We start from the raw sequence: 11,880 nt of genomic DNA, 5'->3' as shown, positions 1-11,880 counted from the left end.
CCTTTAACGATCCGTATGCAGGATGACGGCAATGAACATGTCGTCTATAATTCGTTAGACTATCAAAGGGAATATATCCAGCTCGGTCTTGCCGAGCGAACACATCCGACTTCCATGATACCCCTTATGATGCCGAAAGGAGCGCGTCCATGCCAACTGGTAATGATGCTGTGCCTACTGTGCCCCATGCGCCCTTGATTGATCAGGGTCTTGATCTTGATGATCTGTTAAGTGGGACTTTTCAGTCAATTCTACGTATCGAAGAGCAGTCGCTTGATAACAAGTTTACGCGCGGACTTACTATTACCGATGTACATACTATTGTGGCAATTGGCCTGCACGAACAAAATCCTATGAATGTTGCTGCAACGCGGCTTGGGGTAACCATGGCAACGCTTACGACGGCAGTAAATAAGTTAGAGCGACTAGGTTTTGTTCGGCGTACACGCTCCGACGAAGACCGCCGCAAGGTACTTTTATCGCTTACCTGTGCTGGACGGAAGGTCTACCGGGTGCATCGAATCTTTCACGAAAAAATGGTGGATGCGGCATTGTCCGAACTTTCCGAAGGTGAAGAACGCGTGCTTGCTGTAGCGCTTATGAAAGTCAAAGCATTTTTTGAGGAACGCGCATAAATGCACGCGTACTACCTTGCTGGTTTGATAGGTGCTGGTACTCCCTGTACGCCGTCTGTTTGGGCCATCGCGTTCTCGTGGAGAGGGTTGCAAGAGGGCGGGCCGAACCCTATCATCACTAAAAGTTTGAATATCAAACAATTTGTAAGAGTAAGTAATTTTGCCTGCTGCATCACGCATACCAAGAAGATGGCCAGGCACATCGAAAAGATGAACGGGCTCACAGGGAAGGAACTGCCGTGGAAACGAGGGTAACCGAGCTTTTGGGTATTGAAGCCCCCATCATCCAAGGAGCTATGGCACGCATTGCTGATGCCAGTCTTGCTGGTGCGGTCAGCGAAGCAGGTGGCCTGGGCATTATTGCATGCGGTGGCGCGCCGCTTGATTGGGTTGAAGAACAGGTAATGCGCGCCCGTGCCATCACGTCTAAACCAATTGGCGCAAATGTGATGCTCATGGATCCAAATGCTGCCGATTTGGCGCGTCTGTTGTGCGATTTGCACATTGACGTTGTTACAACGGGGGCGGGCAGCCCGGCAAACTACATGGAAATGTGGAAAGAAGCGGGCATCAAGGTGATTCCCGTTGTGGCTTCTACAGCATTGGCCCGACGCATGGAGCGCTTGGGAGCCGATGCGGTGGTAGCGGAAGGCACGGAATCGGGTGGCCATGTCGGCGAGCTAACCACGATGGCGTTGATTCCGGCAGTCTGCCAAGAAGTTTCTATTCCTGTGATCGGTGCTGGTGGCATCGCTGACGGGCGTGGCATGCTTGCAGCTTTCGCCTTGGGTGCCGAAGCTGTGCAATGTGGTACGCGTTTTCTGACGGTCGACGAATGTACGGTGGCTGATGCCTATAAGGAAAAAATCCTCGGTGCAAAAGATTCTGACACCTGTGTCACCGGGCGTGGAACGGGGCATCCCGTACGGTGTTTGAAGAATCGTTTTGCACGACAGGTGCGCAAGCTTGAGGCAACTCCCTCTGCTGGTGATGAACTTGAGCATATGTATGTGGGCAGTCTGCGCCGCGCTGTTTCGGGTGATGTGGAAGAAGGTTCCATTATGGCTGGTCAAGTTGCCGGTTTGGTGAGTGAACGCTTGACAGCACATGCTGTTATTACGTCCATGCTTGCCGAAGCCGAAGCGCTGGCGGCCACTCCGCTTGCGGGCCTTGCAGAGCTTAATGCTCACCGAGGGCGCCTTCTTCAGTAGTCTTTCAGTACGACACTGAGCCATAAAGAAGCTTGCATGATCAAAAGGAACGTATATGTCCACTGAAGCGTCTTCTCCAGCTATACCTACTTCTACAACTACGCCTATAACGACCTCGTCTTCTACAACTTTGCCTTCTGCCGCTATGCCCCTTGCATCCATTGCAGCGACGGCGCCGGTTTTTCTGTGCTCAGGGCAGGGTTCGCAACAACCTGGCATGGGTATCAGTGCGCTGCAGATTCCCGCCGTCGCTGAAACCTTTGAATGTGCGTCGGATGTATTTGGCTGTGATATGAAGCAACTGGTATCAGATGCTCCTGCGGAGGTTCTTAACGATACCCGCAATGCGCAGGCAGCTATTACCACCTTGTCAATTGCGCTTGGTCGCGCGCTTATATCCGCTGGGGTGCAGCCTGCCGCAATACTGGGGTTTTCGCTCGGTCAGATGAGTGCTCTTGCCTTATCAGGCATGGTGTCCGATACGGAGGCTTTTCGTATCGTGCGCGAGCGCGCGGCGATAATGGCACGCGTTGCAGCTGAGCGCCCTGGTGCTATGAGTGCGCTCTTGAAGGCCGACCACGACAGTGTACGTGCGGTATGTAACGGGTGTGCACAAGGTCAGGTATTGGTGCCGGCGAACTTCAACTGTCCTGGTCAAATTGTTATTTCAGGAGAAGTTGACGCGGTGTCGCGCGCCGAGGAAGCCTGGGCTGCGCAAGGCAAACGTTTTTCTCGTCTTGCCACAGCGGGTGCATTCCACAGTCCCTTGATGCAGCCTGCCGCCTATGAGTTCGATTCATTCTTGTCTAACGTTACCTTTGCCGAGGCACGAATTCCTCTTATCTGCAATACCGACGCGCGGCCACTTTCTGCGTCTGCCGCTCGGGCACATTTGGCAGATCACCTAACGCATCCGGTGCTGTTTGAGAAGAGCGTTGCATACCTTGAATCGCTGGGAGCACGTACGTTTGTCGAAGTTGGTTTTGGTGGCGTGTTGAGTGGTCTTGTGCGGCGTATCGATAAAGAAGCGACACGGCTGTGCGTGCAAGATGAAGAGAGCTTTATGCAATGCGTTGAGGCGTATGCTGGAGCTGATCTTAATGCCCTTTAGCTTTACAGAAAGGAAGAGCATGCAGGATATCAATTCATCCGAACTCGAACGCTGTGCCGTGGTGACCGGTTCGAGTCGGGGTATTGGAAAAGCCATTGCCGAACGCCTGGCGCAAGATGGTTGCAATATCATCGTCAACTGCTCGCATGAAGGGGGACTTCCCGCTGCGCAGCAGACGGCAGATAATCTTGCGCATGACTATGGCGTGCAAGCAATTGCTATTGCAGCTGATGTGTCGCGTGAAGATGAAGCAAAGCGCCTGATCGATGGAGCCATATCTGCATTTGGCCGCGTCGACATACTGGTAAACAATGCGGGCATCACGCGCGATGGCCTGATTATGCGCATGAAAGAAGCCGACTTCGACGCTGTCATTAACGTGAATCTAAAAGGCACGTTTAACTGCTGCAAAGCAGTAGCAAAGCCATTTATGAAGCAACGACATGGCCGTATTATCAACATGAGTAGTGTGGTAGGCGTGCATGGTAATGCGGGGCAGGCGAATTACGCTGCCTCAAAAGCGGGGGTGATTGGCCTGACACTGGCTCTTTCGCGCGAACTTGCAAGCCGGGGTGTTACGGTGAACGCTATTGCGCCGGGCTTCATTGAAACCGATATGACCGCTGCACTTTCCGAAGCTCAGCGTACTTCAATTGCCGAACGTATTGGTGCGGGTCGTTTGGGTTTGCCTGATGACGTTGCAAATCTTGCTCGTTTCCTCGCAAGTGACGAAGCTTCGTATATCACCGGGCAGGTTATCTGCGTAGATGGAGGTATTTCCTTATGAGTGAACAGCTGAATACACGCCGCGCTGATGGCGCACATCGGGTGGCAATTACCGGTATGGGTGCGATTACGCCCGCTGGTATTGGTATCGAAGTTCTCTGGGACGCTGTTGTGGGGAAGCGCTGCTGTATCGCGCCGATTGAACGATTTGATACGGCAGAGTTCGATGTACACATCGCTGGCGAAATAAAGAATTTCGATGCGCTCGAGCATGGCTTAACCAAGAAAGAGTCGCGTCGTCTCGGTCGCTTTGTGCAATACGCCTTTGTCGCATCAGACGAGGCAATTGCGCAGGCTGGTCTGTCTATGGCAGACGAAGATCCCGCGCGTGTTGCGGTTGTCTTTGGCACTGGTATCGGTGGTATCGACGAGCTAAAAAACGGCTTTGACACCTTGCACGATAAGGGTCCCAAGCGCGTAAGTCCTCTTTTCATTCCCACCATGATTGGCAATATTGCAGCGGGTAATCTCGCGATCCGCTATGGCATGAAGGGGGAGTGTCTCGATATCGCTACGGCCTGTGCAACGGGCACTCACTGCATTGGTTCGGCTGTGCGCAGTATTCGTCACGGGTATGCTGATGTGGCCTTAGCTGGTGGTACCGAAGAATCAATTAACCCTATTTGCATTGCTGGCTTTAGTAACTTAGGTGCGCTTTCCAAATCGGACGATCCTACCGCCGCTTCGTTGCCGTTCGACGCGCGTCGCGGTGGATTCGTCGCTGGCGAAGGAGCCGGCGCTCTCGTACTTGAGTCGTTCGAACATGCCATGGCGCGGGGGGCTCAGATACTGGCTGAAATAACAGGTTTTGGGTCGACGGGCGATGCCTATCACATGACAGCACCTGATCCATCAGCTGAAGGTATTTGTCGGGCTATGGCAGACGCACTCGCCGAAGGCGGATTTAACCCTTCAGATTTGGGCCACCTCAATGCTCATGGCACCGGCACGCAAGCGAACGATGCAACGGAATCTGCTGCGCTGCACGCGCTAGCGGATGGGGATGCCGCTGAAATTCCGGTCGTATCTATAAAGGGAACTACCGGGCATATGCTTGGTGCAGCGGGCGCAGCGGAGGCCATCGTATGCGCCTTATCGGTGATGCGTGACACCGTTCCGCCGACAACGGGCTTTGCCGAGCCGGCAGAGGATTGCCCTGTGCGGGTGCTGACCGAAGCGCTGACAAACTATCCTCAAAAGGTCGCCTTATCCACAAATCTTGGTTTTGGCGGCCACAATGCAGCGCTGGCTATTGCGCCTGTTCGTTAGGAGGAAGCGTGGAATTCACCTATCCCTGTGGCAGAGAAGTTGTCGAAGCAGTGTTGCCTCATCGTGACCCGTTTGTCTGGGTCACACGCGTTATTTCGTGCGATCCGGGGTCACGCGTTGTTGCTGAACTTGATGTCGACCCAAACTTACCAGTGTTCAAAGGGCATTTCCCAGGGCATCCGGTGTTGCCCGGCGTTATCTTAATGGAAGCGCTCGCGCAGGCGGCTTCCTTCTGTCTGCTTGTCGACCGGGGTGAAGAAGGCCATCTTGGCTTTTTAACCGGCATTGATAAGGCGCGATTCCGTCATCAGGTGTCGCCTGGTGATACCGTGCGCCTCGAAGCGACTATCGTCAAATCGTCGACGCGGTTGTGCGTGGCCGAGGTGACGGCAAAGGTGGGCGATGCCGTTTGCGCCACCGCTACACAGAAGTACGTGTTAGCTAAATAGCGTTTGAGAGAGTGTTTCAGCTTGGTTGGTAACCGAACATTCTGAAAGAGCGTTAAACCCACTGCGTTTGAGAGAGTGCTTCGGTTTTGGCAGTCCAATTCAGTAGCCCAGCCTGGGTAGATGCGGGTGCGCGCGGCTGATAAAGGTTCACGAAAGGCCTTAACAGGACCTCAGAAAGGCGGCATTGTCGTGGAGAAGGAATATTACACATACGGCAGCGATGAAACACGCGATGCCAAAGGGATTCAAGCGACATCATCTGATCAGATAGCAGATGAAACTACCACTTCAACAGATACAACGAGTGCCGTTTCCTATCGACTTGAGCGCATCGCTGAAGAAGCACTGCAGAAGGTTCTTTCGGGAACAGACAGCTCTGCTGCACCGAATGCAACAAGTGCGGCAGCGCTCGAAGAATATACGGCCGTTCCTTCGTCCGCGCGACCTCATGACGACAGGACTGCGCTTGTCCGCGCACTCGTTATGTCGCAAGGGAAGAATCTACGCACGCTGGCAACTGCTGTTTGTGAAGCCGGCATGACGCCGGTAACACCGTTTACTGACGATCGTAAACCCGTTCCATTTTCTCGCATTCCTGGTCAGACGGTGCGTTTGGGCGAACATTATGGCGATGCATTGTTTTCAAACGCGCATGCGGTGCTTGCGGCCGCTGAAGAGGCTTCAGTGCAGGTTATTTTGCTTGATGGAGTATCAAGTGCGCTTTCATCAGTCGATTCCTTTCTTGCTCGCGCACAAAACAGGGGCATTGCGGTTTATAGAGCTATTGATTCTGAGCATCCTCTTTTGGGGTGGCAGCGCTGTAGTACCACCCGACAGCTTTCAGAAGCAGACGAATGGGTCACGTGTCGACACTGTGGTCTGACGTTCGATAAAAAAGGCGTGGCAAAGCGTCATTACACCTGTCCGGCTTGTGGCGGATATTTTCGTATGTCGTCTGACGAGCGTATTAACGACCTGCTTGATATGGGCACTTTTATCGAATGGGATGCCTGCTTGCCGGAGACAGATCCGCTTGATTTTCCCGGTTACGAAGAGAAGTTAACAACACAGCGAGAAAAGACCGGTCTTCAGGAAGCAGTGCGTACTGGCCGTGGTGCTATTGCAGGGATTTCTTTAGCCATTGGTGTTATGGAGGCCGGGTTCTTCATGGGCTCGATGGGCTCGGTGGTTGGTGAAAAAGTTGCCCGTCTCTTTGATCGTGCAACTGAAGCAGGGCTGCCGGTGGTTGTTTTTACCGCTTCGGGTGGCGCTCGTATGCAAGAAGGACTTATCTCGCTTATGCAGATGGCAAAGGTGTCATGTGCTGTTGAGCGTCATGCACAGGCCGGCTTGCCTTATATTTCGGTGGTCACCGATCCGACCACTGGGGGAGTAACGGCTTCATTTGCTACGCAGGCCGATATTATCTTGATCGAGCCACGTGCGTTGTTGGGGTTTGCTGGTAAGCGTGTTATTCGCGACACCATTCGCCAAGAGCTTCCCGAAGGGTTTCAAACAGCTGAATTTGCCCTAGAACATGGATTGGTTGATGCCATTATTGCACGCGATGAACTGCGTGCGACTCTTGCTCATTTGCTTGCGGTGCATCTTGCAACACAATCGCGTCCAGTGCGTGAAGGCAGTACAGAAACGATTGTTAACTACCAAGCTGTTTGCCGTGCGCTTACTTCGGGGCACAATACCTACAACCATGTGACGTACGGCCGCTTGCCTCTCACCGACGCTCAACCGGATGAAGAGGGGGCGCTTTCGTCGCTTATTGGTATGGTCAAACAGGTTGTTCAGGCGCATACCGATCCTGTTCGTACCTTGCGACAAACGCTCGAACAAGGATCATATGAAACTGAAGACGGTTCTTCGTTAGCCATGCAGTCAACTGTTGATGAGGCCGAGAGCATCAGCTCAGATGCTGCAGCAAGCGAAAGTTCTCATCAGGCAGATGTTGCAGAGGCAAAGCCAGCAGCAAATGATGCGCTTAGCTCAGGTTCAGGAAATGCGTGGCAGAGTGTACAGCTGGCTCGTAATGTGCATCGTCCCTGTTCAAGCTATTATATTAACCAGATATTCGACGGCTTTATCGAATTGCATGGCGACCGTTCATTTGCTGACGATGGTGCCATCATCGCTGGGGTGGGCTGGCTTGGTAATCAAGCGGTTACCGTGATTGCCCAAGAAAAGGGCGCCGACCTGAAAGAGCGTATTCGGCGCAATTTTGGTTGCCCGCAGCCAGAAGGATATCGCAAGAGTTTGCGGCTGATGCGTCAAGCTGAAAAGTTCAATCGGCCCATCGTGTGTCTTGTGGATACGCAAGGGGCATTTTGTGGGGCCGATTCAGAAGAACGCGGTCAGGGTAATGCTATCGCGGATAACCTTGTAGCTATGGCTGGCCTGCGCGTTCCGGTTGTATCGGTGCTTTGCGGTGAAGGTGGATCGGGTGGTGCACTTGCTCTGGCAGTAGCTAATAAGGTGGGAATGCAAGAGCACGCCGTGTATTCGGTACTTTCGCCTGAAGGGTTTGCTTCCATTCTGTGGAAAGACCGCTCGCGAGCGCCTGAAGCAGCTGAAGTTATGCGCATGAATGCTAATCAGGTGTACGAAATGCACGTGGCTGATGAAGTAGTTTCAGAGGGAAGTGGCCCAGCTCACGAGAATCCTGAGCAGGCGGCTGATAATTTGCGCGCTTTCTTAACGCGCAGCCTTGCTGCTTTGCGCAACGTGTCGGCCGAAGACCTCGTTCGTCAACGTCACGAGCGTTTCGCTCAGTACTAAAATGCACGCATTGCTTGGCACTCAGCACGCATTAATATGACGAAACCATAACGCTAGGATATGCAATATTCGCGGCGGCAACTGGATTGCGTTACAGTGTCCTCTGAGTTCATGTGCGGGTTATCTTCTCGCTATACCAAAGAACAATAGAACGACGAAACGCAGAAGCGTCTGCAACAAGCTCTGAAAGGGCGGATATTTGTATGGATTTAACGCGGCAACAGAAAATGATGGTGGCAGTCATCCTTTCGGGAGCGCTTTTGGTTGTGCTCAACATGACGATGCTTTCGCCGGCTCTGCCTCACATCATGCGCGATACCGGCGTTGATGCCACAACGGTTCAGTGGTTAACGAGTGGTTATGCCCTGGTGGAAGCGGTCGTTATTCCGCTGAATGCCTTTTTTATTGGGCGTTTTTCTTCTCGTCGGCTGTTTATGGCTGGCATTGCGTGGTTCTCGGTTGCGGCTGTAGTGGCAGCGGTGGCACCAAACTTCTGGGTGATTCTTTTAGCGCGTGTCATGATGGCTATGGCAACCGGCATTATTATGCCGATGTCGTTTACGCTGGTGCTGTTAGTATTTCCGCGCGAAAACCGCGGAGCAGCTATGGGAGTTATCGGCCTTATCATCAGCTTTGCGCCAGCAATTGGGCCGTCGCTTTCTGGTTTGCTTGTTGACTCTGTTGGCTGGCGGATGTTGTTTGTGATCGTGGCCGTGCTTGGTGCCATTGTTGTTCTATTTGCATCGTTTTCTCTGCACATTCCTACCAACTTTGAACGTGTTCCGTTTGACAAACCTTCGGTTGTTCTCTTGCTTGTGGGCATGCTCAGTCTGCTGACGGGTATTTCGCTTTCCACTTCGGCAGATACATGGATGATTCCCGCTGCTTTAATTGCGGTAGGCATCGTGCTTTTGGCGGTATTTGCGCGCCGACAGACAAAGCTCGAGGTACCTCTACTGCGCATCCAGGTACTGAAAGAACGGCGTTTTCGCACGGTTGTTATTCTTATTGCCATACTTGAGGCGGCTCTAGTTGGATCTGAAGTGGTCTTGCCGCTTTACGTGCAGCAGGTTATGGGTGAAACTGCGACTGTTTCCGGTTTGCTTATGCTGCCTGGTGCGCTGCTTGGTGCTGTTTGTGGATTGGCAGCTGGTCGACTTTTCGATAAGCGCGGCGTGCGCGGACTAGCGGTATTTGGCGCTCTGTTTTTAACCGCTGCTGCAATCGGCTTGACAATGTTCTCGATGAGCATGCCGATCCTGATAGTCACCGTGGTGTATACCGCTATGTCTATTGGTATCCAGTTTCTTATTACACCGCTCAATACGTGGGGCATCAATTCACTCGACAATAGTGTGGTACAGCATGGCAATGCTCTTTCGTCCACTATGAATCAGGTGGGCGCTTCGTTTGGTACTGCCTTTATTGTGAGTTTGACAGCCCTTTCGAGCGTGTTTGCGCCGCAGGGGGTCGATGAAACTACGACAACATTTGTGGGGGTGCATATCGCCTTTATTGGCATGTGCGTGCTGCTGCTTATTGTGTCGGTAGGTATCCTGCTGTTTGTGCGTGACCGTCCCGGCGAAGATACAAGTGCTGTATCGCAGCCAGTTGACACTGTTGGACAAGCTGATTTGATCCCTGGCCTTGAGCGCCCCTGGTTGGTTTCTGATGTGATGAATGCGCAGTCACCATATGTAACCGTGGGGAGCAGCGTGCGCGAGGCAATTGATGCCATGCGTGCTAACGACACGAATGGGGTACCGATTGTAGATGACGATAAGCGAGTTGTTGGCTTTTTGTCCGATGGCGATGTACTCAAGTATTTAATAAAACAAGATGCATGCTACACCGACGGTACTAACTACTTTACGATGATGGAATCGGATGGGTTTCTTGATCGAATGAAAGAACTCGTTAGCCTTGATGTCATGCGTATTGCCACGAAGAATGTGGTGACGGTGGATTCAGATGGCGATCCTGAAGATGTATTCAAGGCACTTTCCACAAAGCGCATTAAAAAGGTTCCGGTTACACGCGATGGCAAACTAGTTGGATGTTTGTCGCGTCGTAATATCATCAATGCGCTTGCACGTATAGAAGAGGTTTTGGATACCGCCGAATAGCTCTACCTCCGCTGTTGTATTTGAGCAGCGGGGCTATACTTTGCGGTCAGGCTGCGTTCGTGGTTAAACGTATCTATCCTCATTGTTGCGTTTGGGCATCAAGGTATACTGTCTTCTTGTTATTACGATTTGCTGCTACGAGCGGAAGCCCATACAAGGGATTTTACTATCAGGGATAGAAGTCCACACAAGGGGTCTTGTCATCAGGAACGGAACTCTACGCAAGGGGAGTTATTTTATGGATAAGATTGCAAGCTTTACTGTCGACCATCTTACACTCGAACCAGGTGTATATGTTTCACGCGAAGACGTTGATGTAGAAACTGGTGCAGTTGTAACGACGTTCGATATTCGCATGACAGCACCAAACCGAGAGCCCGTGATGGATACTGCTGCTGTGCATTGCCTCGAGCATCTGGGGGCAACATTCATGCGCAATGATGCCGAATGGGGAAGCCGAATAGTCTACTTTGGGCCTATGGGTTGTCGCACAGGGTTCTATCTCCTGGTATTCGGTACGGTTTCCTCACGTGAAATCGTTGGATTGCTAAAGCGTTTCTGTGTGTTTGTGCGTGACTTTAATGGCGAAGTGCCTGGTGCACGCCCTGAAGAATGCGGCAATTACCATGACAGCGACTTACCTCAAGCACAATGGTGGGCACAGCGGTTTCTTGATAGCACCCTTGAGGGTATTGATGCAGACCACCTATCCTATCCAGTGTAAAGGCAGGCGCGCATGAAGGATTGTCCTGTTATTGTTGGCATCATTGGTGCTATGGATGTCGAAGTTACCCTTTTACAAGAGCATATGGACAACCGCGAAACGGTGTTTGTTGCTGGAGCACCATACTGCCAGGGAATTATCGCGGGCGTTCCATGTGTTGTGGTGCGATGTGGTGTCGGCAAGGTAAACGCGGCGTTGTGTACGCAGGTATTGGTCGACCATTTCGAGGTAACCCATATTATCAACACTGGTGCGGCGGGCTCGCTTGATGCGACGCTCGATATTGGCGATGTGGTTGTGGCTCTTGATTGTGTACAGCACGATATGGATGTGACAAAACTCGGCTATGCACCGGGACAGGTTCCTGGTTTGCCAAGTGCCATCTTTCCAGTTGATGGGGAACTTAGCGATGCGGTAGCAGCCGCTGCCCGCGCGGCAGTGCCTGAAATTTCGATACAACGAGGGCGCATTGCGACAGGGGATAGGTTTATCTGTTCCGACGACGATAAGCACTATATCGCGCATGCATTTGGTGCGTGTTGTTGTGAAATGGAAGGCGCAGCCATTGCACAAGCATGCCATGCAAATGGGATTCCCTTTAGCATTATTCGGGCTATATCAGATAAAGCTGATGGAAGCGATGCTGAGGCGTATCCGGTCTTTGAAGAAAAGGCAGCGCATCGAAGTGCCCTTATCGTCGAGCGTTTTCTGGCGGATATGCCGCTGCATGACTATCAGTAGCTAGAGCCTTCCTTATACTTTGCCCCTTCATTGAAGAT

10 protein-coding genes are annotated in these 11,880 nt (G+C 52.2%); all 10 read left to right on the top strand.

What is annotated here, in order from left to right; translation table 11 throughout:
• The first annotated feature begins 149 nt into the window (after positions 1-149).
• The 10 genes from CCUR_RS05540 to CCUR_RS05490 all read left to right on the top strand — a co-directional run bounded on the left by CCUR_RS05540 (position 150) and on the right by CCUR_RS05490 (position 11,842).
• A complete protein-coding gene (locus CCUR_RS05540) occupies positions 150-635 on the top strand; it encodes a MarR family winged helix-turn-helix transcriptional regulator (RefSeq protein ID WP_015778670.1) in 486 nt (161 codons plus the stop codon).
• A 239-nt stretch (positions 636-874) separates the two neighbouring features.
• Positions 875-1,846 (top strand): nitronate monooxygenase, encoded by a 972-nt coding sequence (locus tag CCUR_RS05530; RefSeq protein WP_015778668.1) that lies wholly within the window; start codon positions 875-877, stop codon positions 1,844-1,846.
• 55 nt (positions 1,847-1,901) lie between these two features.
• Positions 1,902-2,957 (top strand): ACP S-malonyltransferase, encoded by a 1,056-nt coding sequence (locus tag CCUR_RS05525; RefSeq protein ID WP_143711818.1) that lies wholly within the window; start codon positions 1,902-1,904, stop codon positions 2,955-2,957.
• A gap of 19 nt (positions 2,958-2,976) precedes the next feature.
• The gene (gene fabG, locus CCUR_RS05520; protein WP_015778666.1) at positions 2,977-3,744 is read left to right on the top strand and encodes a 3-oxoacyl-[acyl-carrier-protein] reductase; all 768 of its coding nucleotides are present in this window, start codon (positions 2,977-2,979) and stop codon (positions 3,742-3,744) included.
• A complete protein-coding gene (fabF, locus tag CCUR_RS05515; RefSeq protein WP_015778665.1) occupies positions 3,741-5,012 on the top strand; it encodes a beta-ketoacyl-ACP synthase II in 1,272 nt (423 codons plus the stop codon). Before fabG ends, fabF begins: the two co-directional genes overlap by 4 nt.
• Before the next feature lie 8 nt (positions 5,013-5,020).
• Complete coding sequence (gene fabZ / locus CCUR_RS05510; RefSeq protein ID WP_015778664.1) at positions 5,021-5,461, top strand: 3-hydroxyacyl-ACP dehydratase FabZ; 441 nt, start codon at positions 5,021-5,023, stop codon at positions 5,459-5,461.
• A 120-nt stretch (positions 5,462-5,581) separates the two neighbouring features.
• Positions 5,582-8,251 carry an acetyl-CoA carboxylase carboxyl transferase subunit gene (locus CCUR_RS05505; RefSeq protein WP_015778663.1) on the top strand — a complete coding sequence of 890 codons (2,670 nt, stop codon included), beginning with the start codon at positions 5,582-5,584 and terminating at the stop codon, positions 8,249-8,251.
• Between the two features lie 203 nt (positions 8,252-8,454).
• Entirely contained in the window at positions 8,455-10,377 is a 1,923-nt protein-coding gene (locus CCUR_RS05500; RefSeq protein WP_015778662.1) for an MDR family MFS transporter, read from the top strand.
• Between the two features lie 238 nt (positions 10,378-10,615).
• A complete protein-coding gene (locus CCUR_RS05495) occupies positions 10,616-11,101 on the top strand; it encodes an S-ribosylhomocysteine lyase (protein WP_015778661.1) in 486 nt (161 codons plus the stop codon).
• Positions 11,102-11,113: 12 nt separating this feature from the next.
• Positions 11,114-11,842: a 5'-methylthioadenosine/adenosylhomocysteine nucleosidase gene (locus tag CCUR_RS05490; RefSeq protein WP_015778660.1), complete on the top strand. Its 729-nt coding sequence runs from the start codon at positions 11,114-11,116 to the stop codon at positions 11,840-11,842.
• The last annotated feature ends 38 nt before the right edge of the window (positions 11,843-11,880 follow it).

The organism is Cryptobacterium curtum DSM 15641 (assembly GCF_000023845.1).
GTDB classification, from domain to species: Bacteria; Actinomycetota; Coriobacteriia; order Coriobacteriales; family Eggerthellaceae; genus Cryptobacterium; species Cryptobacterium curtum.
Note: the sequence above shows the minus strand (reverse complement) of the source record. Positions and strands in the feature narration are given on the sequence as shown.

What these genes read in the sequence shown, in the direction of transcription:
- fabG (WP_015778666.1), top strand. Translation starts at nt 2,977, where the DNA reads ATGCAGGATATCAATTCATCCGAACTCGAACGCTGTGCCGTGGTGACC.
- fabF (WP_015778665.1), top strand. Translation starts at nt 3,741, where the DNA reads ATGAGTGAACAGCTGAATACACGCCGCGCTGATGGCGCACATCGGGTG.
- CCUR_RS05540 (WP_015778670.1), top strand. Translation starts at nt 150, where the DNA reads ATGCCAACTGGTAATGATGCTGTGCCTACTGTGCCCCATGCGCCCTTG.
- CCUR_RS05500 (WP_015778662.1), top strand. Translation starts at nt 8,455, where the DNA reads ATGGATTTAACGCGGCAACAGAAAATGATGGTGGCAGTCATCCTTTCG.
- CCUR_RS05505 (WP_015778663.1), top strand. Translation starts at nt 5,582, where the DNA reads ATGCGGGTGCGCGCGGCTGATAAAGGTTCACGAAAGGCCTTAACAGGA.
- CCUR_RS05495 (WP_015778661.1), top strand. Translation starts at nt 10,616, where the DNA reads ATGGATAAGATTGCAAGCTTTACTGTCGACCATCTTACACTCGAACCA.
- CCUR_RS05525 (WP_143711818.1), top strand. Translation starts at nt 1,902, where the DNA reads ATGTCCACTGAAGCGTCTTCTCCAGCTATACCTACTTCTACAACTACG.
- CCUR_RS05490 (WP_015778660.1), top strand. Translation starts at nt 11,114, where the DNA reads ATGAAGGATTGTCCTGTTATTGTTGGCATCATTGGTGCTATGGATGTC.